The organism is Pseudomonas sp. SAS7 (assembly GCF_052112345.1).
Classification (GTDB): Bacteria; Pseudomonadota; Gammaproteobacteria; order Pseudomonadales; family Pseudomonadaceae; genus Aquipseudomonas; species Aquipseudomonas putida_Q.
In genome coordinates, this window is sequence record NZ_JBEGGO010000016.1 from 102929 (window position 1) to 124900 (window position 21972).

General features: G+C 54.6%; 19 protein-coding genes and 1 pseudogene. 9 read left to right on the forward strand and 11 right to left on the reverse strand.

Features of this window, described 5'->3' with window-relative positions; genetic code table 11:
* Positions 1-42 precede the first annotated feature (42 nt).
* Together ABI582_RS23030 and ABI582_RS23035 are read left to right on the forward strand one after the other, a co-directional pair.
* Positions 43-471: a hypothetical protein gene (locus ABI582_RS23030; protein ID WP_442120364.1), complete on the forward strand. Its 429-nt coding sequence runs from the start codon at positions 43-45 to the stop codon at positions 469-471.
* A 39-nt stretch (positions 472-510) separates the two neighbouring features.
* Positions 511-794: pseudogene (locus ABI582_RS23035) on the forward strand (IS66 family transposase); the annotation flags it as partial.
* A gap of 39 nt (positions 795-833) precedes the next feature.
* Here ABI582_RS23035 and ABI582_RS23040 read toward each other — a convergent pair.
* From ABI582_RS23040 to ABI582_RS23065, 6 genes are all read right to left on the reverse strand, one after another.
* On the reverse strand, positions 834-1340 hold the full coding sequence (locus ABI582_RS23040) for a hypothetical protein (RefSeq protein WP_442120365.1): 507 nt from the start codon (positions 1338-1340) through the stop codon (positions 834-836).
* A gap of 1101 nt (positions 1341-2441) precedes the next feature.
* Positions 2442-3467, reverse strand: coding sequence for a hypothetical protein (locus tag ABI582_RS23045; RefSeq protein ID WP_442120366.1), 1026 nt, complete (start codon positions 3465-3467; stop codon positions 2442-2444).
* A gap of 42 nt (positions 3468-3509) precedes the next feature.
* Entirely contained in the window at positions 3510-4358 is an 849-nt protein-coding gene (locus ABI582_RS23050) for a DUF7281 domain-containing protein (protein ID WP_442120367.1), read from the reverse strand.
* Positions 4355-5596, reverse strand: coding sequence for a hypothetical protein (locus tag ABI582_RS23055; protein WP_442120368.1), 1242 nt, complete (start codon positions 5594-5596; stop codon positions 4355-4357). The genes ABI582_RS23050 and ABI582_RS23055 overlap by 4 nt, the downstream gene beginning before the upstream one ends.
* Positions 5593-6255: a hypothetical protein gene (locus ABI582_RS23060; RefSeq protein WP_442120369.1), complete on the reverse strand. Its 663-nt coding sequence runs from the start codon at positions 6253-6255 to the stop codon at positions 5593-5595. Before ABI582_RS23060 ends, ABI582_RS23055 begins: the two co-directional genes overlap by 4 nt.
* Positions 6252-9977 (reverse strand): ATP-binding protein, encoded by a 3726-nt coding sequence (locus tag ABI582_RS23065; protein ID WP_442120370.1) that lies wholly within the window; start codon positions 9975-9977, stop codon positions 6252-6254. Before ABI582_RS23065 ends, ABI582_RS23060 begins: the two co-directional genes overlap by 4 nt.
* Positions 9978-10158: 181 nt before the next feature.
* Between ABI582_RS23065 and ABI582_RS23070 the strand changes: the two genes are divergently transcribed.
* Positions 10159-11031, forward strand: a complete 873-nt coding sequence (locus tag ABI582_RS23070) for a helix-turn-helix transcriptional regulator (RefSeq protein WP_442120371.1) — start codon at positions 10159-10161, stop codon at positions 11029-11031.
* A gap of 232 nt (positions 11032-11263) precedes the next feature.
* Positions 11264-11743, forward strand: coding sequence for a hypothetical protein (locus ABI582_RS23075; protein WP_442120372.1), 480 nt, complete (start codon positions 11264-11266; stop codon positions 11741-11743).
* 25 nt (positions 11744-11768) lie between these two features.
* Here the strand turns inward: ABI582_RS23075 and ABI582_RS23080 are convergent, their stop codons facing one another.
* The gene (locus ABI582_RS23080) at positions 11769-12089 is read right to left on the reverse strand and encodes a hypothetical protein (protein WP_442120373.1); all 321 of its coding nucleotides are present in this window, start codon (positions 12087-12089) and stop codon (positions 11769-11771) included.
* Positions 12090-12171: 82 nt separating this feature from the next.
* Between ABI582_RS23080 and ABI582_RS23085 the strand changes: the two genes are divergently transcribed.
* Both ABI582_RS23085 and ABI582_RS23090 read left to right on the forward strand, forming a co-directional pair.
* On the forward strand, positions 12172-12717 hold the full coding sequence (locus tag ABI582_RS23085) for a DUF7693 family protein (protein WP_442120374.1): 546 nt from the start codon (positions 12172-12174) through the stop codon (positions 12715-12717).
* Between the two features lie 214 nt (positions 12718-12931).
* Positions 12932-13255, forward strand: a complete 324-nt coding sequence (locus ABI582_RS23090; RefSeq protein WP_442120375.1) for an SH3 domain-containing protein — start codon at positions 12932-12934, stop codon at positions 13253-13255.
* 213 nt (positions 13256-13468) lie between these two features.
* Here the strand turns inward: ABI582_RS23090 and ABI582_RS23095 are convergent, their stop codons facing one another.
* Genes ABI582_RS23095 through ABI582_RS23105 form a run of 3 tightly spaced genes read right to left on the reverse strand, consistent with a single transcriptional unit; the run spans position 13469 to position 14110 of the window.
* Positions 13469-13678 carry a hypothetical protein gene (locus tag ABI582_RS23095; protein ID WP_442120376.1) on the reverse strand — a complete coding sequence of 70 codons (210 nt, stop codon included), beginning with the start codon at positions 13676-13678 and terminating at the stop codon, positions 13469-13471.
* A 5-nt stretch (positions 13679-13683) separates the two neighbouring features.
* The gene (locus ABI582_RS23100) at positions 13684-13917 is read right to left on the reverse strand and encodes a transcriptional regulator (protein ID WP_442120377.1); all 234 of its coding nucleotides are present in this window, start codon (positions 13915-13917) and stop codon (positions 13684-13686) included.
* Positions 13901-14110 (reverse strand): hypothetical protein, encoded by a 210-nt coding sequence (locus tag ABI582_RS23105; RefSeq protein WP_442120378.1) that lies wholly within the window; start codon positions 14108-14110, stop codon positions 13901-13903. Before ABI582_RS23105 ends, ABI582_RS23100 begins: the two co-directional genes overlap by 17 nt.
* A gap of 83 nt (positions 14111-14193) precedes the next feature.
* Between ABI582_RS23105 and ABI582_RS23110 the strand changes: the two genes are divergently transcribed.
* The 3 genes from ABI582_RS23110 to ABI582_RS23120 all read left to right on the forward strand — a co-directional run bounded on the left by ABI582_RS23110 (position 14194) and on the right by ABI582_RS23120 (position 20445).
* Positions 14194-14844, forward strand: coding sequence for an HAD family hydrolase (locus ABI582_RS23110; protein WP_442120379.1), 651 nt, complete (start codon positions 14194-14196; stop codon positions 14842-14844).
* Positions 14841-15635, forward strand: a complete 795-nt coding sequence (locus tag ABI582_RS23115) for a hypothetical protein (protein WP_442120380.1) — start codon at positions 14841-14843, stop codon at positions 15633-15635. Before ABI582_RS23110 ends, ABI582_RS23115 begins: the two co-directional genes overlap by 4 nt.
* A gap of 427 nt (positions 15636-16062) precedes the next feature.
* Positions 16063-20445 carry a PIN domain-containing protein gene (locus tag ABI582_RS23120; protein ID WP_442120381.1) on the forward strand — a complete coding sequence of 1461 codons (4383 nt, stop codon included), beginning with the start codon at positions 16063-16065 and terminating at the stop codon, positions 20443-20445.
* Between the two features lie 333 nt (positions 20446-20778).
* Here ABI582_RS23120 and ABI582_RS23125 read toward each other — a convergent pair whose 3' ends face one another.
* Entirely contained in the window at positions 20779-21954 is a 1176-nt protein-coding gene (locus ABI582_RS23125) for a restriction endonuclease (protein ID WP_442120382.1), read from the reverse strand.
* Positions 21955-21972 lie beyond the last annotated feature (18 nt).

The following is a 21972-nucleotide window of genomic DNA, read 5'->3' on the forward strand; positions in this document are numbered from 1 at the left end:
ATAAAAGCTGCATATATACACTCTTGAGAAGCAATGCACTGTATGAATTTTAATTCGGATGACTACACCATTTCCATTAGCGAGCCGATCTGCTCGGTATATGTTATGTTGCTCACTAAGGTTATTTCGCGCGAAACCTTTGAAAAACCTCTGGCGGACACCAGTGATGGAGAGGTTTATAATTTCTTTTGTCAAGGTCTAGCAGACAGCCGCCTAGAAATTCATGGGCACTACTATGACCTCGCTGGCTGGTTTCTTCTAATGGCAGCCGGACATTTGTATCCTGGTGAGCCCGAGGAGCCCTTTGACGAGGGCGAATGGGAGAAGTTGTCTGCGCAGGAGAAAGAGCTGTTCTGTGAGAATGTGGAACGCCTGGAGCTTTATCTAAGTAGTGCTTGGAACAAGTTGCACTCCAAAGCGATGTACTTGATCCCGGCTTGTACGAGGTTGAACGTCGAGCGCGGGACGTGAGTGATAATGTTGGCCCCTTGCGATTTGGTGCACCACCGATCAGCCACAGCCAAAGCTCTCGACTGCAGTCTCAAATACTGGGTAGCGCCATCACTCTATCTGGACGATGGAGCTGTGCCGATAGACAACAATCAAGTGGAGAACCCGATATGGCCATGGGCACTTGGGCGATCGAACTCCTGTTCGCCGAATCGCTGCGCAGCGGTAAACGAGCAGCAGCGATCATGAGCCTGATTCAATCGATATTGTGGCGATGCGTGGCACTGCTCAAAAGTTCGGATGTTTTTACGGTTTTTAGTCTTCATCAAGCGAGCGCTTATTGATGAGACACTTTCGTCAATGTCGCATCTCCTTCATCACAATCACTTACTCATGCTTCTAGGTCTATGCTTATTAAACAATCTTCTTGCTTTGAGTTCAGCGCAATTTTGCTCGGATGGCCATCCGCTGAAATTCTCCATACTTAAAAAATCTCTGCCTCGCACCGTGTTGGACGGCCACAGATTTGGAACAAACTCATCAGGCATCCGGAGGGAATGCGCCTCCTTATAGTTCCTGTAGCCAAGTGCTTTAGGAAGAATGTCGTACACCTGCCAGAGCTTCATCTTTCTGCCGGCTTTTTTTATCTCCTTATAAAGGCGATTGGAACGATTTTTAAGCTGCCAAAAAAATAACCCCTCCGACATGGAGCACTCCAATATTTGGTCAGCTATCTTAGCTCTTGACAAGGTTGCGACCTCTTCCTCAGACCACGCATCGTTATTATTTAGCGCAAGAAATGATGCTGCGTGACCTTCTAAGTTTTCATTAGCAGCTTTGGCAGTTAGTTGTTTTTCGTTTGGCGCCGGAGGCAACTCGGTGAAATTCATGGAAGATGTATCCTATGTGATCATGGCTAGAGCTTAATCACCATCAGATGTCACAATCAAGCATTTTTTATGAGCGTGGTTTAGCACTCAAAAACAATTGCGATTAATTGGCAGGCGTAGAATTTAATAGCATTGTCTGGAGGGCCTTTCCTGCTAAATTTGATTTTTGTCGCAAATTTAGCGGATTGTTGCTGTATATTGCTCCTGATTGAGGGGTGCTTGCGAGTTTTTGTGGGCCTTATATTCAATTAGCGTTATTAGGCAAGCGTGCCAATTGATGGTAATTGTTCGGCCGAATTCAATGCTAATAATAACCCCGAGTCCTCATTCTGCGTGCCATTGAGCAGAGTACGGCCATCCCTCATTGAAAAAAGCCATGTCGCATTGGCCGCTCGTCGCTGGGCTGCAAATAGTGCGCCTCCCCTGCTCAGCCGAGCCCTTATCGGAAAGAAGCGCACGCAGTGGTGAGCTCAAACGCTTTAGCGTGGAGTGCGTAGCTCGGATCGATTCGGTAACCCGCCTACCCGCCTGAAGGAGGGTTTGGCATCGTTACATGAAGAAGGTTTTAATTGCGGCAGGGATAGCCATGCTCTGCTTCATCATCTACACCAAACTACAATCTTCTCAGTGCCGCTCGATAGCGCTGATGCGATGTGCGTTCGTATCCAGGGCTATATGAACCTGCTTTGTCGCGGAATGACGACAGGAGGTTTGGTAAACGCGACCACCATCATTGCGCGTCTGCTCTACTCCGAAATCATCTATAAGATCAGCACCGGTGGTAATACCTACGATCGATAGTTAGGCGGTGCAGGCTTGAGTAATCAGACCTGCTAGATCCGCCTGGCCATGCCGATTCTCATGTGACCGAGGGCATCGATCAGCCCTCGAATGACCCGCTTTAACGGGATCGCTTGCCGCGGACTGGGGTGGGCTTGGATAGATTGGATCTTTACGATCATCTTTGCGATCTTGCTACGCGCGCGATTTCGGCGTCCTTTCCGACTCATTTGATCTCCAAGCGAGGCTGTTACCAAGAAGGCTTGCACTCACCCTAGCACCATCAAGCTAAAAAGGGCCAGCTTACCGCTGGGTTGGGCATCAAGATCGCTGGCTAGCCGAAGCAAGCATAAGATCCAGAAGCGCAGCTGCACTCATTTGGGGAGCATTGAACCATATGGCCTCTGGTAAACCTGCTTTCACCTCCGCCGGCACCTCACTCAAAGCCACCACTATGAGCGATCGCTTTCCGATGTCGGTCATCAACACCTCTCTCCCGGCGATCACTGCACCTGGATCTTGGTCGATGATCAGGACGTTTAGTCCATCGTACGGCTGAAATTGTCTACGGCCTTGAGGGCGGTAGATAGAGTGCCGCATGTTCTTGAGCCACGCAGAGTTTCCAAGGTCAGACGCTAATGATAAAGCCCTACCGGCTAGCTCAAAGGAGAGGATGTTCAGCCATACAGGGCTCCAAACGTCTTCGCCTATGCTGCTTGGAGTCAAATCGGCGGCGTCGAAGCACGCCCGCACAAGCGTTTCTCCTAGGGGGCTGAGCTTGTTTTCACGGACGACCTTAGCGGCAACCAGTGCTTCGTAATTGAGCTGTTCGATTTCGTCGCTAGATCTGAGACCTAAAAAGTCCCCCTCCTCGCGTTGACCAGCTCCTTGGTGAGGTTTGAGGGCGTTCCGTTTTGCAATGTAGGCTTTACGTGCCATCTGCAACTGCGCATGGGATAGATCTTTCAGCGCCAGCATGAGAAACCGCTTCTCTCGTGGGGCAATTCTCCCCAATGCGATGGCGGAAGCCATTGCGCCATACAAGCCGGCCTTTTCCGTCTCCATTTCTCCAAGACAAGCACTGAGTAGAGCGTGGTAGTCCTCAACATCAAGGTTGTCAGCCGTAAATTCGTCGAGCTTCTCGCCAGCGATCAATCGCTCATGGAACTCCTCACACCTCTGCTTTGTTCTCTGCTCCATGTATTCAGCCATTTGCTCGACCCCAAGGCTGAGCAGCTCATAGATAGAAACCGCAACGCCACCGCCAGGAAGAAGCCCCATGCCTGCTTTAGCAATACTACCGGCGATAGTTGGGATGATTTTGCTAGTATCTGAGTTGTTGCTCATCGGTGCCCTCTGAAGTCAAACGGTAAGCTGGAAACGGCGGTTTCAGCCTCTGGGTGTAAGAGGTAGCATTTCGAGCTCCATTCCCGCCATGGATTCTTGAGAAAGCGCCAATTCATGCTCTAGCATGCTCTGCACAAGGGGGATGTCCACCCTTCCCTTCAGCCATTCCCGGGCCACCTGCTGTCTCTCATAGTCTTTGGGTTTGTCCCATTCCTCTATGAGGATCTCCCGGATTGCATTCAACGAGGGCACGACAATGCCATGGGCCTTGGCAGTTAGTGTATTCATCCACCCCTGAGGGTCGTAATCAGGGAAGCAGATAATCTGCCGTACGCCAGATAAGGCCTTTGTTACGGCCGCCGGCGTGATCTGCGGGCTTCCCCGGAAGAGCATGGGCAAGTGCTTCACTTCGTCAGGCCAGCAATACTCGCGCACCGCGTACATCACAGCCTGATTCTCTACTAGCAGCACAGTGTCGAGACCATGGAATTCCTCCGCAGGTACGCTGAGGGTGCCGCCAACTGGATGGTTGTAGACGCCCGAAGCGAGCTGTAGCTGACCATTAACAGAGGCGGCCATAACGATTCGGTGTCCAGTGGTCAGTCGTGCGAGCTTCTCATTACGCGACTTCTTGGCGAGCGCCAGGCGATCACCTTCAAGGTCATCAAGGCTGACAAGGAGCGCGTCCACGCCTGTTTCTTTTTTGAGCATCCTCCGAACGGTGGCCAGCTCAACTTCAGTCAATGCCAGATAGCTACCATTCAGCTTTTTGCCGATTCCGTAGGTTTCGTTTAGCAGCTCCCACGTCGCATTGATTTTCACTCTCCGGGCATCCTGCCTGATCGCAATCACTACCGGTTTGATGGCCCTCATGTTGCCGAAAACGCTCATATCCGCCCCGCTCTTTCTAGCATTAAATCGAGGACGCGCCGGTTGGCAGATACACGTTGGTAGGGCGCGTAAATGGAAGTCAGCCGGTAATTGAGTGGCTTATGCCGTACCTTGCCCACCGCTGTCTGAAGACGAACATAGCCATCCAGAGCATAGAGCCAGATACTCATGGAGATATCGGGCTCCCCGTTAGCCTCCCAATATGCCACCGCCGATTGAGGCTCCTTGGTTTCGATCAATGCTTTGAGCATTCTCTCGAGGTGATCTCGTGCAAACGGCTTCTCGAGCACCTTGGCAAGCTCGTCTTTAGGCAATACAGGCTTGGATTCACGAGGCTTGGGCGATTCCTCAACTCGCCGAGCTTTTGGCGGCGGCAGTGATGCAATAAGGAGCTCGAGGTCTTCCAAGCTCTCTCCCGCATCGACATCGCAGTAAGCGCTGCCAGCTAGATACATCCTTGCGGCTGGGGCCCAGGAAGCGGCATCTCTTCTGTCAAAAAGTGGCTCTAGGTCTATAGGGTTCCCTGCCTGAAGGAAGACATCTACAGCGTGGGCCACTTGGCGCATGTGGTTGCGCTTGCGAACAGCAAGGCTGAGTCGATCAAGGCGTCCGATCATCTCATCTAGAGCAAGGCGATTACGTGACACAGCACCAAGCAGGTTTTCCAGAAGCACGCGCCGCAAAGATCGATCGCTTCGGGCCAGGCCTGCAAGGCCGACATGGGTGAACATGCCTAGCTTTTCGTGCAGGCGCTTGAGGCGCCCGATTGCGTTATTAATGTCACGCAGCCGATCTCTGAGCCGCGGAGAGAAACCGTACCCTCCCTCAATGAACGCTCGAGTCTGGGCTTGCTCGTTACGGAGGTGGTTCGTGACTTGGCGGCAGCTGTGCGTTAACCGCTTCAAATGACGTTCAGCTTCGCTAGAGAGGTCAGCTGCTTTAGCGTCATGGTAGGCCTCGCAGTGTTGCTCGATAGCTATCAGAGACTCCTGCAAGTCCGGAGCAGCACGCTCGAATCCTTGCAGCGATATCTGTGCGCCAATGTCTAGCAGGAGGCCGCTCAGGTAGTAGAGCTCGTCATCCTCTTCGATGAGTCCTTTAGACATCAGGTAAGAAATGCCCTTTGTCCGTCGTTCAGGCAGTGCGATACCTTCCTCGTCGGCCATCGACAATGCTTCGATGAAGGGCGCATTTCGAGTGAGCGCATCGCCGAGCTCAATCCAATCATTCTCCCTCACAAGCTAAGCCCTCCCTGCTGTTCACCATCAGACTGATCGCTCGCCCCCACGTCTAGGCTGAGCGAATTGTATTCAGCTATCCAAGCCAAGATGGTGTGCACGTAACCCATTTTTCCCGTAGCTATGTAGTTCGCCGACTCGCTGCTCCTTTTGACGATGTAACCTGCGTCAGCCAAAGCGCGAAGCACCAGCTTCAGCCTGTCGTTGTTGTCTTTACCACTTTTGGATTTATTGAAGAAGTCATACCCGCTCAAATCCCAGAGCTGAGTCCGGTAGGTCGGGTGATTTTCAATCGACTCAAGCATGTCGGCGAAAGAGATGACGTCACCTGGTGCTAAGCAGGTCTCACTGCGCCCCGCGCGGTTGATCAGACGGATGAACTCGAGGCAAGGTCGAATCTGATCGCGGAGTTCAACTAGCTGCGCGGTGGCCGCCTCTCGATCTACGGGCTCTGAAAGATCAATGAACCTGGCGAAGAAGGTGTCTGGAGCTTCGGGTTCGCCTAAGGTCGCCATTTTCCGACCTAAGGGCGCCAGCGCGTTCTCGACACTCTCGGCGAACTCAACATTGCGCAGTTGTCGATGCAGCTCAGGATGGGCGTACTGGCAGATGAAGATGCCAGAGAGCAGCTTGTTCAGTACATCTCTCAACGGACTCATAGTGCACCTTCCAGGTAAGCGTCCCCTAAGGCATCGTTGAGGTCATCGAGCTCATCCTTATCATCGATACCGTATTCCTTCACCACGATTGAGTCCGTGTCTGCCCTCCGCTCCAAACTGTACCGGTTGTTGAATTGCCGCAGCAGCTCAGGAGCGCCACCTGGGAAGCATGCAAGCATGGAAAGCCCGCGCTCATTGAAATAATTGACCAGCGCAACGTAGTTTTCTGGGGAGAGCTCCAACGCTTCATCAATTGGGATCGACATCTGAAAATCTGCTTCATTGCGCAGAAGCTCGAACAGTGACACGTAGATCATGGCAACGATGATTTTCGTGAGTCCAGTGCTGCTGAGGTGGATCAGCTCCGCGTTGTTAGTAGCTACCTTCACCCGGCCCTGGTCGTTGCATGTGACGGAGACATCAAAGCAGTCCGAAAGCTTAGACGTGAAGGCCCCCTCTTCAATTTGCCTTTCGATGGTGCGCAGCGCTTCCATGAATCCATCGGTTGGGAGATAGTCTCCGCCCATCCCGCTCCAGCGCTTGTATTGCTGCTCGTAGTTGGTCAGGTCATCCCAGAATGACATCTCATGGATCCGCGACGAAACCTTGAACTCGAACTGACGAATCTGGGCGAAGGCACTGAGAACCTCGCTTGCTTTTGCAGTCGCGTCTCGACCCAATTTCAAGATGCTCCGGTGCAATTGCTGAAGCTTTGAGCGGTTATCGCAGAGCTCATCTGAAAGATTCTTGGCCTGGATAATCAGCTTTGTTTTCTGGTCAGGGTGAGAGATCTCAATGTACTCTTGGAGGTTGGGCGCAGCCTCCAGCCATGCGAGCTCGAGCTCATACGCATTATTCGCGGCATGATTCATGATCTGATCAAGAGCAGCTCCCTGAGGTGTGTGCATCAAGCGATCCCTCTGGAAGCGCTGGTGAACCTGCCGGTACAGTTCAGAGCCTCTGCGATGACACTCTCCTCGCCGGCGCTTCAGCTTTCCGACTTCGTCTTCGATGTCGGCAGCCTTCGGTGTTGAACTCAAATGGGCATCTGTGGCTGCATCAATCTGACTGAGTTCCCTTAAAACACGAGCTACTGCGCCAAGCTCCTGATCGTCGTCGTGCCCCTGGATGACCAGAACCTTCCTGCGTTCACTGATAGCTTTTTGTGCTGCCTGCAATTCGAGCTGCCACTGCTCAATGACGCGATTGATACGCTCGAGATCGGCGTTTGCACGTGACAAGGCCGCTTTGCGATCAGGTACAGCTGGAACGGATTCACTAATCCACAACCTGTAGCTATCTATCTGTGATTCATGGTCTCGCAGCCGCTTGATATTCTTTTCCAGGTCGGCGATTTCCGCGCTTAGCCGTTTGCTCGCGTGGTCATCTATCCCTGCTGCTTGCAGACGAGCCTCCAGATCAATTTGGGCTTGTTTCAGTTCAGTTGCGAGCATTGCGTCGACGCGTTTTTCGGTCGTATCAATCTCGACGTTAGCTCGTTGCTGATCTTGCTTAAGCTGCGATCTTGACTGCTCACTCTCAGCTTGAATGTCGGTGACTTCTCGCTTATGTCGCTGTTTCAAGGCTTCAAGCCGATTGGCAATCTGTGCAAGTCGACCTAGAGCCTCCTCCACGCGTGCCGCTTGAAGCTCCATTTCATCTGCGACTTCCTCACGGGCACGGTCAATCAATCCGGCGTGATCCCCTTTGAGGGTTTCTAGATCCAGGTTTGAATTGCTTAGCTCTTTTTGAGATGCAGATGCTCGAGCGCCAGCTTGGCGCAGCCGATCCTCAATGCTGCGTTGCTGCCTCTCTACAGCCTCCATATCAATATTGAGCGATTGGATCTGGGCTGTCAGCGATGCGATTTCTGCCTCAAGCGCTTGAGCGCTTGCAACCGTGGCGGGAGGTAGCACCTCAAGGTTGATTTCGACGCCGTATAGGCTTTGCTGAACCTCCTCGAGGAGTGCGGGGTTCAAGTCTGTGCGCATAAGGATCTCGACTGGAATGAGTCGAGCAATATTCTCTGTCCAAGAGGGGTGATTTCGTCGTAGGAAACCAAGCAGCGTTTCAGCGCCAGCATTGAACTGCTGCTTGAGGCTCTCTCGGGCCTCAACAAGGGTGTTTTGCCTTACCTGCATCCCACTGTATTCGCTGGCTCGAGCGTGCCGCTCCTGCGATAGGTTGTGTACCTCTGTTGTGATTGCGCTAAGTTGTTTCTGGAATTCGGCAACCACAAGCATCTGCTCGTTGATGGCGCGTTGAGACTCATCTATGACGCGCTGCGCCGCGGGGAGAGCCGTAACGCCCTTGAGCTGCTCTGCACGTAACAGCTCGCTAGCCTCGGCACCTTTCGCCAAAAGTTGCTGTTGTTGGTGTGCTGCGAGCTCAACCTCATGTGCAGCCCGTGTTTCGTCAAGCAGCTTCGTCTGGGTGCCTTCAAGTTCGGCTAATCGTATCTGTATAGCTTGGGAAGCAGCTTTATATTTGGTGAAAGCAGCGCCCTTGCTGTCTGCAGCTACCTGTCTGGCAGCAGCCTCCAGCTCCTGGAACACGTTGCGGATGTCTGCTCCCTGGCGGTTCAGTTTGAGCTGATGTTCCTGCTTCAGGTGCAACTGATCGCGTAGCTCCGGAAGCTGATCAAACTCCTCAGAGAGCTCCTGAATTCGGTTTTCCAGATAGTTGACGCGCTTCTCTTCGTACCTTTGGAACCAGGCGTTCTCTTCAGCAACCTGAGTCGTAGCCATGCCCTTTTGCGCGTTAAAGCCACTCATGCGCTCCCGACTAACGTTCAGAAGCTGATCGTCCTCATTGCTCAACTCAGCCAAAGCGGAAACACGGGCGTTTTGACGCTCTCTTAGTTTGTCTTCGACCATCAGGACTCGGCGCTTTTGCATCCCCATTTGCCGTAGAGCAGCGCGGAATTCGTGGGACTGGATGTTCATATCTGCGATCTCTGGCCTCAGAGAATCCATCAGCAGAAAACCAGCGCGGTTATCGACCACGCTCTTGAAGGGTTGTGAGTTCAGCATCATCAACGTGCGGCTCGGATCCGCATTGTCTTGCTGAAGGATCTCGGCCATGGTCGCCTTCATGGTATCGAAGGTACCACCGCTCTCGATGAGCGCCAGCGTTACGAAATCAATGCCATTGAAATCTTTGCGCTTCGGCGCCAGCGAGAAGCCCATCCGCAGACTGACGATTAGCTTCCGCTTACCAGCGTCGGCGACTTTTTCCAGATGGGCTGTGCCGCTATTGAACTGAATGATTTGGCGGTAGTGATAGGGTTGCAGCTCAGGGGAGCACGAGATACCCAAATGCGTCAGGTGGCCGTGTAGTTCGCCAGGGAGAACCAGAAGACCAGCTTCGTAGTCACGATAGAGCAGCTCAGCACTCCAGGCGCTCGATACCAAGCGGTATGAGTATCCTTCTCCGCTGCGATGCATGATCGCGCAGCGTGCGTCGCCAGAATGGTTTATGTACTCAAAAACGATGAAGCTCGAAGATCGTGGTAGGTACCAATTTGCAAAGCTTTCCCGGTTGGTGCCGGCTTTGACCAACCTCCCTGGTGATGCACCATAGAACACAGGGATGAGCTTGATGAAGGATGACTTCCCTATGCCGTTCTCACCGGTGACACTGGTGTTTCCATCCATGACAAGCTCAGCTTTGGCACCTGCACACAGCGAATCGATGAGTACGATCTTGACTAGTTGCGACATCGGATATCTCTCTGGCTAGAACCCTTAGCAGTACAGCCGATTTCTCACTCGGCAGCCGCCTTCCATAAGCACCAGGCCGTTTCGCCGGCGGTTGCTCTTCACGCCAACCATATGTAGATATACATGACACATCTACGGTGTTTACGCATACAGGTAAACTTTTCGAGCACATGGGGGCGACATGAAGCGGGCAAAAGCAATTGAGGCTGTACGCTGGGATCTGGCGTTGCGGTACAAGCTGATCGAAACAGTAGCCTGGTGGGAAGGACGCCTAACGACAGGGCACCTGATGCAAAGCTTTGGGATCAGCCGCCAGCAGGCGTCGAAAGATATCAATACCTACATCGATGAGCATGCTCCGAGAAACCTGGTTTACGACAAGCACCTAAAGGGCTACGTACCAGGAAAGCACTTTAAGCCGCTTTTCATGAAAGATAGCGCAAGCGCCTACCTTCACCTACTGAACCAGAATCACGAGCGGGCTCCGCATATCGAAGGATTGACGTTGGCGTACGCGCACATCGACGTTTTGGATGTTCCAGACCGTTCCATCCGGCCAGAGGTGCTTAGGCCATTACTTAAGGCCTGTCGTGAAGGTCAGCGGCTTGAGTGTGAGTACGCTTCGTTTCGCTCTCCAGACGGCGAAACGCGGCTCATTGCTCCACACACGCTAATCCATACAGGCATGCGTTGGCACGTAAGAGCCTACTGCGAGAAAAACAGAGAGTACCGCGATTTTGTGTTGAGTCGATTCCGTGGCGCCCCAGAGCTTATGAATGACATCACAGAACACACCCGTCTCCTTGATCCAGGATGGACGACACCGGCAACCGTGATCCTGCAGGCTGACTCCAGGCTGAAGCCTGCGCAGCGTGCAATCCTCGAAGCTGACTACGGAATGGAAGACGGCCAGCTCGTGATTGAGACACGTGGCGCTCTGGTTCAGTACGTGTTAAACCGCTATCAGATCGACACAACCAAGATGCATCTGAAGCCAAGTGCCCAGCAGATTGTCGTGGCGAACATGGACGAACTGAGTCGATGGTTGTACTGAAATCAAGGCGAAATCTATCCAGGCGCCGCTCCGGTGTGTAAACAAATCACTCACATCCAGGCGCCTGGCTGAGAGGTACCGCTTAACGTCGGCCAATACTTTGAGATGCGTCGACCTCAGAAAATCCGATTTCTGGCCTTCGTGAAGACGTATCAGCAGGTCATCTGCCGGTAGGAAAACTATCCCTGTGATTACTAGATACAAAGCAAGTGAACAGAGACAGAGGTGGCGTATGGTGCCCCTAGACTTAGATCTGTGTCGGGTGACTCAGGAGCATTACATCACGGGTAAAGCTGCGATCAATTTTTATTGGCCTGGGACGACCACAGGAGATTGGCACCGCCTTTCATTCTGGGATAAGGGCGCCAGCAGGGTCAGGGTCGCGCTGGCAGGCATCCACTATCCTGACACTTCCCTGTATCTCGGCAGCCATGGTGTTGTCAGCGCTAGTCGAGAGCTTAAACAGCAGGGATGGACGATCCATCATGAGGTCTACATGGCTGATCACTTTCGTGCCGCAGCGGATATGGCCATCGCCTGGGCGTTAGGTGAGTCAAAGCATTGCAGCGTGGAGCTGGCCGATTGGTTTCCCGATGCGGCGGATTTTCGGTCTGTCGTCGTCCTCTTGGAGTCTTCGCTAGTTAGGCTGGACGATCTGCCTCGTGAACGTATCCGCCAATGGATATCCATTCAGTTGCGGGCGAAGCACTAAAATGAGCCGGCATCCCCTACGATTCTTACTGCTGCTCGGCTAGCGAGCGGTACCAGTCAGCGTAAGGCGTGTTGATTGCCTTGTGGCGGTTGTAGTCCGGGCTACCGTCGCTCCACCAGACCGGGCCCCTCTCCCCCAACGCTACTTTAGCTGCGTCGACCCTCGCTCGTGCGCTACGAAGCTGTCCTGCGTCTTTCGAAGCCTTCGCTTCTTTAACGGCTCGCCGTGCGTCCATGAGAACGTGCACTAGGTGCTGGCGTTCCTCTTCCGAAAGCGCGGGATTGCTGCAGCGCCACAGCTGGCCTTTGACTACGAAGTAGCGACCATCTGGTGTTGTTGGATACATAGCGCAAATCTCGTCAGCTGATACACCAAGGACACCAAAGACGATTCAAAGGCTGCGCAGGGGGGGCTGGACGGATCACCACATGGCGTTAATCGTCAATCGACAAAACCACGCCGACTCAATGAGCGAGATGGGTGCGTTAGCATACAGCAGCCCAAAGGAGCACATTTGTACTCCACCTCTTTTATCGGTCACCTCCCCCGACCAAAGTCTGCTCAAAGCCAGCCTGCAACCTGTGCCAGCTTTTGCACGGGGTAGTATCCTCGACTTGATAACCGACAGGCTTGGGCTGTTTATGATTCAACATGACCAAAACGACGTATCACCAAGCACTCTGACGGCTCGAGAAGTCTGTCAGGTGCTGCGAGAGGTGGTGCTCGGACGGCGGACAATGACCAAGGTTGGCAGCCAGTCCTGGGCGCAGCTGTACGCCTGTCATTTCGAAGTCGATGTAGAAGGATGGCAGATCACGATCTACAACGACTGTGATGAGCTGGACTACTGCGAGAAATGTGTAAGTCCCGATGGGCAGCGCTGGGTATTCGACCCAGGTGATCGGACAGATCCGATTGCTCTGCTATCGACGTGGGAGCATCAGACCCTGGAGCGGATGTTGAAAGCCCTGTAAAGCCATGAGGGCATGCCCTACCAGGCCCTGCTGTCGTGAATCGAGCCCTCTTCTTACGCCGACGTCTCGCCCCTTCGGGCGTCCATCCGAGCTGAATATCTTCAGTGATGGCAGATTGAAAATTGCTCGCCAGACCTCCATTGCCGAACTCAGCTATTAGGTGTGGCGGCGATCCAGCCGGCTACTCAGCTCTCATTTCCAGGGTGCAAAGGATATGCGCAAAAATGGTCAGTCATGGTTTCTGATGCTGCTGGTTCTCTTCGTGGTGGGCTGGGCCGTCGGGAAGAAGGATTCACCCAAAACTGAGCCTCCATTCAGCCAGGCGCCGGTGAGCACTTTGGCATCAACCTCATTACCGGCCCCACAACCTACACAAACCTCGGCACCTGAGCATTTCGTCAACGCGGGCAAGCTGAACCTGCGCGCTCAACCAGGAGGGAAAGTGATATCCAGCCTGAAGCGTGGGGAGAAGGTGCAGGTCTATGAGCAAAAAGCGGAGTGGGCGCGCATCAGCCTCGACGGCCAACCACAGCGATGAATCTCTTACAGAAACCTCTGCAGCGGTTCCAACTGCTTTGCCACTCCGCAGCCGAAAAGAGACCGCCCGGCTCCCCAGCCAGCGCGCATCAACACGCCCGAGTATGGCTCATCGTGCCCCTGCTCTTCTGGTCGAATCTGCATAGGCCCTAGAGGTGGTCGCTACTGCATCACCTCAGGAGGGAACAAGCGGTACGGCGTGTAGCAGTAGCCTCTAGTGACAGGGCTTTACTGGCCCACCGAGTGCGCGCAACTGGTAGTCGGTGACCGCTTGAAACTGATGCTCCGCGATGAGACGTAGGCGCTCAAGCTCAGTCCCCGTCACACCGTCGGCTTGAGCCTGGTGATAGCGTTTCAAAGCATCCACTGCATCGGTGTACATCGGATGGTCTGGAAGCAAAACCTTGCTGAGATCCTTCTGCATCATCTCTACTCCGATACTCTATGGGTAGGCAGCTCGGTGTTCATTTCAAGAGGATAATGCTCGGCCTCGTATGCTTCGATCAGCAAAACCATCGCTTCGAAAACCTCGGCCTCTTTGGTACCAGGTTCTGGCTCATTGTCGAACAGTGGCGAGACCTCTCTGAGGGCTGCTCGGTACTCGTCGTCATTACGAAGCTGGTGAATCGTCACAGTTGCGCCTCTATCAATGAACTGACTCACCCAGGACGCCTGCGCTGTGCAGCTGGTAGTCGATCGCTGTCTGGTAGAGGTGATCAGCCTCCAGTCGAAGGCGTTCGATTTCCTCTGATGGTAGTCCATCAGCCTGGGCGTCATTATGAGCTCGAATTGCCTCAAGAGCCTGCCTGAGCAGCGGCTCGCCCGCTTCGGCCATACCCAACACTGTTCTCTTCATTTCTTGAGCCTCAACGATTTGGCATCCTCCATTTGAGGGCTTAGTGTACTCTCGCTTCCGCCAGGTCGACCACGGAGATACGGATGGCAATCACAGCAGTGATCTTTGACGCCTTCGGCACAACCCTGCGGATCGGGACACCCATACACCCGTATCGCCGGTTGCTGCGAGAAGGCGCGAAGCATGGCCGGCGCCCTAGCCCAGGCGACCTCCATAAACTGATGACTATTGATGCCGGGCTTCGAGAAGCTGCTGACATCCTCGGCATCCAGGTTACACCGTCACGCATGGCTGAGATGGAGTCTGACCTTCATCGCGAGATCGAATCGATCGACGTGTTCCCGGATGCACGCGATGCGATCGCCCTCCTCCATGAGCACGGCCTAGCTACCGCCGTCTGCAGCAACCTCGCTGCACCCTACGGGCCGGCAGTTAAGAAGCTACTGCCAGATCTCAACGCCTATTCGTTCAGCTACGAGCTCGGCGTCACTAAGCCCGACCCAGCGATCTACCGCGCCGTGTGCCATGATCTTGGAGTTGTGCCTGGGCACTTGTTCGGCGGTGCGGCTCAAGTAGCAATGATCGGCGATTCGCCACGCTGTGATCGAGATGGGCCTCGAGCTACTGGCATCAAAGGCTTTCATCTTGATCGATCAGGTACCGGCACTATACGAGATCTCTTGCAATTCGCAGACCTGGTCGTCAAGCAGTTCACCAAGGAGCTGGGTTTATGAAGCAGCATCCATCTCCAAGCACGACCGGCAACTACTGGGGAGCAACGACTTCTATGTTCATCTCGCCTTCTATCTTGGCCACTGCCGAGGAACTGGCAAGAAAGGCAGCGGAATTGAATGGCCTCATCGCGCCCCAAACCGCCACCCACCTGGCGCAGCTCATTGAGGCTGCAGATGCGCCGCTGACGCAAGTATGGGATGCGACGGAACACGGATCTGACCAAAATAACCTTCGTCCTGATCCAGCTATCGATCCTCGACGTCGTATCGTTGCGGTATTGGGCCATTACGATCAGTTGCTCATCAGCGAGCCAGTGGGGCGCAGCGCTGCGTGGTTGTATATCAGTCACAGCTTCGAACAGCTTGGCCTTCATCCCCGTTTGTGGCGCCTCCCCAGAGCAATCAGCCGCTGGAGCCAGATGCACGAAGGTGAAACAGAGCTGTTGGAATTCAAGCTCATGACTTGTATCGAAGAGGTCGACCACATCCTTGATGCGTTCAACCGTAAAAATCTTCGTCAGCGAGTGCTCCACTCCTTCAGTAGCAGCAAGCTCATACTGGATGCCGGTGTTAGTTCAAGTACGGGGCCTGCGGTGTTGAATCTGCTGATCCTAGGTACACAGCCCATTAGCGAATTTCAGACTTTCACAGGGCTGCAGGCGAGAGAGACCAAAAGAGAACTAACGCGGTTGATAGGTTTAGGTGTAGTGGTGATGTCTTCAAGGCGAGATGACTGGGTCGGGGCAGGTCTGCCCGCATGGTTTTCTGAAGAAATTTTAACGCTCTGGTAGGCCATGTGGCTTCATCAGGCGGTGGTCTCGGGCCTGCTTCCAGCTTGATATCTTAATCAATCGCGATTGCTATTTTGATGCTTAGAGATAAGCCTTTCGGGGTCAGGCTCATCGCCACACTCATGCGCTACTCATCTCGGCCTAAGACAGGTAAAATCCGGCGTCCGATCAGCGTTGCGAACCAAGAATGGCTAAGGCTCCAAGGAAACAGCCCCCACGGGTAGCGTCAGCCCAAGAAAATCCGGAAAGTGCGAAAGCCCAGAACCCCGCTAAAGCTCAGGACAAGCCAGTCAAGGGCCGCAGGAAGCAGGTAGCAAGCCCCGTATCCACCGGCGATCGCGGTGGTTCATTCGAGCGCCGCGTCCAGGCCGTTCGCCTCCTCGCCTTGTGCCTGGGCTCCCAGTGCCCGGGCGCCCGCGATGGCTACGTGATCACCCGCCTGCTCTTCCAGGGGCGTCTGTTCGATCACGACACCGATGACCTGGTAATCGATCTCTGGCATCCGGAGACCGGCCAAGTCGCCACCCAGCGGTTGCAGATGAAACGATCGCTGAAGCCGACGGACAACCCCATTTTCAATGAGTCCGTGGGTCTGGCCTGGGAAGACTTCTGCAAGCCAAGCTTCCGGCGCAACGTTGATGACATCCTGATCGTCTACCACGCCTCCAGCAACACCGCCATGCACGCTGCTCAGGAAGTGGTGCGTTTTGCGGTGAGTTCCGGGACGCCAGAGGATTGGTACAAGCGCGTGCATGCCGAAGGCTTCAGCAATGAAAACAACCGCAAGGCCTACGCCGCGATTCGGCGCGCCGTTGAGTTACAAAAAGGCGCCGAGGTGGACAAGGTTGAGCTGTTTCCGTTTGCGCTCCACCTGAAGTTTCTACCGCATGACCTGGACTCTGATCGCACGGTTGAAGTCGACAACCAGAAGCAGCTGATCAGCAAGTTCGTCCCTTCGCGCGACAGCAAAGATGTCTGGGCTGCGCTGCAGCTGGCATGCGCCGAGCTTAACGGGATGGCCGGTGAGATAACCTTGGACTCCGCGGAGCGACATTTGGGGGCACTTGCCCTTGAGTTCAGCCAAGCGCGTGCGCTCTGGGAAGGTTATCAGGCGGTTCAAGCTGCGAAACGTAATAACCTCGGCCCCGGCTCGCTCGTCGACCAAGCAGGCGCCCTCCCCTTGACCGCCGAGGCCCACCGCAAGCTGCAACCGCTCTTGGACGCGCTCAGACCTTTACTTGGTGATGGCGCAAATTCGCAGAAAATACTGCTCGCGGATGAGCTGCCTTCTGCGCGGGACACGACTTCCGTCTCACCTTACTCTCGGCAACTCGACCGGATTACCGAGTGGCAGCGGGCCCACCGGTTCCAGGACTGTCTCAAGCAACTGGAACTTCTGGAAAGCGACCTTAGCGAGTTCGACGACCACCAGAAGGCCAGATGGTATCTGCTTCGCGGATTGTCGAAGTGGCACCTGGGTGAGGACGAAGACGCGGCAGACGATTTTGACGAAGCCGCCAAGCTTTGTGACTCCGACGATCGAATTGCCGCTGCGGCGATACGAGCCCTGATGCTTAGGGGGCTGGTAACGCAGGCGGTTGCGATCGGAGAAACGTTGAGCGCTCGTTTCCCTGAGTCTTTTATCGTCTGGAGTGCGTTGGCCAACGCTCGCATCATTGCGGGTGAACAGCTGAACGAGGCCGATGTGCCCAGCGCCTTTATCGATAAAGCCGCGGCGTGGCAACTGGTGGCGTCCTCTTATGCTGGGCGTGAGGATGATGCAGGCGCCATTCGCATCATACTCATCGCACTGAGCAAGCCAGATACCTCGTTCTTTATCGACGAGACCTACCTTCGTTACGCCATTCGACTGGCCACGGCTGATGCCGTGCGGGTCAATTGCCGGTCGATGTTGCCTGAGCACGTAGAGGTGTTACAGGACGCCATGGCGCGTTTTGATGATCGCGCCAGCTCGCTCTGGGCTGCGCAAAGCCCCAAGACGGTGAGTGATGTAGTCGCACACCTGGCCTATGCAATGGTACTTCTTCAGCGCGCTGATGAAGCCCTGCAGCTCATTCAAGAGGCCCACCATAAAGGTGCAGTCGTTTCGGACATCATGATTCGGGTTGAGATCGAAGCCCTGTGCGACTTGAGCCGTTGGGAAGAGGTCACGAATCGTTTCCAGGCTCACCTTGCCAACCTGCCGGTCGAGGCCCTGTTACGATTTGGTCACGCTTGTATGGCGCAGTCGCGGACTGATCTGCTACGGCTTGCTCGTGAGGAAGTTGGGCGACGGACGCACTCGGATGTCGCGCCACGAATCGCCTCAATGCTGCAGCACTTACACTGGGATTTGGCGCTACAAGCTGGTGACTTCGCGGCGGTTCGCAAGGAACTGGAGCACGCGGGTGTCATGCCCCAGAGCAGCAACATCATTGACCTGTATTTTGCCAGTCGCGCTTATGAGAGCGATGCTGAGCTTGCCAATTGCTTTGTGGATCGGATAGCCCAGCTAGCACCTGGCGCCACAGATCCTCAAGAACTGTCACTCGGTGCGCGAGCGATGATTCGGGCTCAGCGCCATGATGAAGCGGTTGTTATCCTTGAAAGGCTGCTTCCCGGTGACGCCTTCACGCCATTACATGTCGACCTACTTCACTGCTACAGCTTGACGGGCCGGCAGGCTAAAGCGCGCGACCTTCTGCAATCCATGCCTGCCACTTGGCGCAGCTCAGCAGATGCCCGTGAACAGGCGCTGTTCCTCTACAACAGCGCGGGTGACTGGGCACGAATGCGCGAAGTCGCGGAACTCAACGTTGCGGAGGCTCCTCAGAGTGCCCATTTTCGGCTGATGTTCCTGCGCGTAGCTGCGTGTGAGGGCGTGCTGGACTTCCAAGCCTTGGTAGCCGGGCTCCCCGTATTGCTTGAAGGCAGCGCAAAGACGCTTCTGCAACTGGCAAGCATTGAACTGCGCTACGGTCAGGTTCAGAAAGGGCTGGATCGGATCTCCCTGGCCATGCGCTGCGCCCAAGGTGACGTCGAAGCTGCGGCTACCCACGTCCAGGTGATGCTGACGCTCTCCCAAGAGATGGCAGAGGAGCTGCGCGATATCGAGCGTGCGCCGGCAGTCATCGCACCAGGCACGTCGGTTGAGTTGGTCGATCAACAAGGCAGTCTTCGACGGGTTACCTTGGATCTTGAGGGTTTCAGCTATCCATCCGGCTCACCCGAATTTACTGCCGCAGACTCCACGCTCGCCAAGTGCTTAATCGGATTGCGTGTAGGCGACACCGCTATCGTCGACAGCCTGCTGGGCGCTCAGCGTTTTGAGATCAAGCAAGTATCTTCCGTTCAGCGGCGTTTGCTGGAAATCTCGCACAGTGTGATAAGCCATTCGCTAGCCCCTGGCAAAAGCCTTGTCTCCATGACCCTCTCAGAGGATGAAAATGGTGACATGGACTTCTCGGCCTTTATCGAGCAACTCGAACATCAGCGAACGGAGGTAACCGAGCTACTGGCGTTCTACGAGCATCACCCTATAACCTTGGGTGCGCTGGCCAAGCAACTAGGGCGCGACCTCATTGATGTCGTGCGGGGCTGGGTTCCTGATGGGCCTTGGCTGCAGATCTCTTCGGATGTAGGTTCTGTCCATGACGTCTTTCCAGGACAGTTAGAGGGTTCAACCTGGGTCGTAGACCTGCCGATGCTGACAGAGTTGGCCACTCATAGCCTGCTAGATGTGTTGGGTCACCTCCCCCAGGTTTATGTGAGTACCTATACACAGCAGGCGTTGCGAGCCAAGATCGAGGCGGCGACGGTGTTCCGTAAAAGCGGAACCTTGTACTCACACGAAGGGCAGCTGGGTTTTCATGAAGAAAGCGAGCAGTCTCATGCCCAGGAATTAGCGTTACTTGAGGGCATGGATGTTGCGATCTCGAATTTTTGCACTGTCGTACCGGCGTATGGCCCTGTTCATCCGACGCCTGTCCTGCAACGCCTCGAAGATGTGCTCGATCCCCAAGAACGTGCTTGTCTGACACTCTGCCATGAGTACCAGGCGGGGCTGCTGTCACTCGATGGCAGGCTTCGCCAGCTCGCCCAAGCGCTCGGCATTACGTCCGCTTCGCCTCAAATGCTCCTTAAGGCAATGGTTGGCCACGGGGTGTTGAGTTTCGTTGAGTATTCACGCGCGCTCATCCGTATGATCATGGCCCGGCGTCAGTTCATCTCGGTCAATCCTTCGAATCTGGTCTCCATGATGGATCAGGGAGTGGCCTTCGCGAACGCCGGGATCAACAGTCTGCGTCAATACCTTGTTTTACCAGGTGTGATTTTCGGCCTGGCAGCGGTTACGGTTATGGAGTTTGTTAGCACGATGTTCGGCTTAGGGCGCTGTACCTTCGTCGCCATGCTGGAACTCATCAAATATCTCGTCGAACCGCTTTTCAGGCACGCCGACTGTCCGGCAGATTTCGAGGAGTGGTGCCAGCAGTTTCTGGAGGAGCGCTTCCCTGCGTTCGGCGCCCCCCATCTCTCGTGCATCAAACCACAATTGAAGGTGGCTAAAGCCGCTGCTGAGCACCCTCTTCAGCAGGTTACGTTGGAAATTCACGCCGTCTGCGGCAGATTCGCTCCGATCTACCGGCACAGTGATAACTGGGGCTATCTGGCAGCGCTTCTGAACCTTGAGAGTGTCACCACCCAAGCTGCAGGCCTAGTTGACGACGCGACGGCGGAGGGAGGGCATGAGCTGGCTTCAGGTGATAATCCCATGAATCCTGCAGGTCACATCAAAACAGGGGATCGTTGAGCTTTCATAGCATCGCACCTTTGGTCGATGCACTGAGGGGTGTGCCCAAGGGGTAGCGCATAGCCACCACACTGTGCGCAGGCACGGTCATCTTTGATGATGATGTTGATCGCGGCGAGGCGGGAACGACATTTAAAAAGGCCGAACGCCCCGAATGCCGATCCCCACCCCAGCCGCAGGTGCAGTTCAGTGGATGATTCCATGCGTTGCACAAAACCACCTTTGTACGGCCAGGATTGCTAAACGCCTAATCTAACGGTGCATTGCAGCGTAGCATTCTTCATCCGCTGCGCAGCACTCCGGAAGCAGAATCAGGGATTCGGGCCTGTCAGCCTATGCCTCCTCTGCCTCGGTTTCAGCTTGGAAGACCTCTATGAGCTTCTGGTTATAGTCGTCGAGGTACGTCTGAAGACCTTCTCGGTCGACCAGTCGCACCGCCGCCGTAGCTGCTAGTTCCTTAGCCGATCTGGTGAAGTATGAGTTGGTGACCACCATGGCTTCATCGCAGCCGTAGAAGGCTTTAGCAGAGATAGCTTGCTGCACTGCAGCATTGCCCACCGAGCCGCTGTAGTTCTTTGCCTGGATGACCATTGCCTTGCCGAACCGGCTCACAAACAGATCCGCACCTTGATCAGCCGTCTTTTGTGTCTCTCGCACGTCATATCCGATGGTTTGGAAAATCTCGACCAAGAACGCCTCAAACTGGAATCCATCCATCGCGTCGACCAAGTACATGGTGATGAACCGATTGGGGTTGAAGTGCTCGAGCTGGCTTCCCAAGCGCTCGACCAGGATGTCGAAGTAGATTTCTTCGCAAAGGCCCAACCCAGACTGGAATGTCTGAAGGGGAAGCAATGGAACGCCGGTCGTGGTGGCAGCCTGAGGGTTGAACTGCAGTCCCGGGAAGGAGGCGTCGCTTTCCCAGAGGTAGTAGTAAAACAGCGCAAGGTCAGCCCGGAATGTCGTACCGGCTTCCTCAATCCACGACCTCAGCGAGCTGGCCAGGTCGGATCGGATGTGGCGAGTAACCTCGCGCGAGAAGCCGGCGTACACAGAATTGAAAGCGGTCGTGAGAAGCAACTTGTCGAGCAGAGTGGGCAATTGCTCAAGCTCGTCAAAGCCTCTGCGAATCAGCACCTCCCTGAAAAGCTCACGCTCGGAATAGACACCATTCATACGTGCGCCTGGCACTGCAGCCTCATCCCCTACTCCCCCCACTGGATCGCGGGTGGTGTGAATGAAGTTGGTGAAATACGGCTGCTTCAGCTCAGAGTACTTTCTGAGAACGTTGTTCAGAAGGTCGCTGAGCTGGGCCTGCTCCTTTTTCTTGCCCCAGATGTCTTTTAGGAAGCCCTTTGACTGATACTGGAAATCGGGGTAGAACGATGGATCAAGGGGCGTCAAACCTTGCGGAGCTTGCTGAGCTAGTGAGGCAGCTTCAGCAGACCCGCATTGGGAGCAATAGGTCTCGAAGGTTGAGCGATGACAGTGGTTGCATTGATAGATCACGGTGTATCGTCCCTGTGT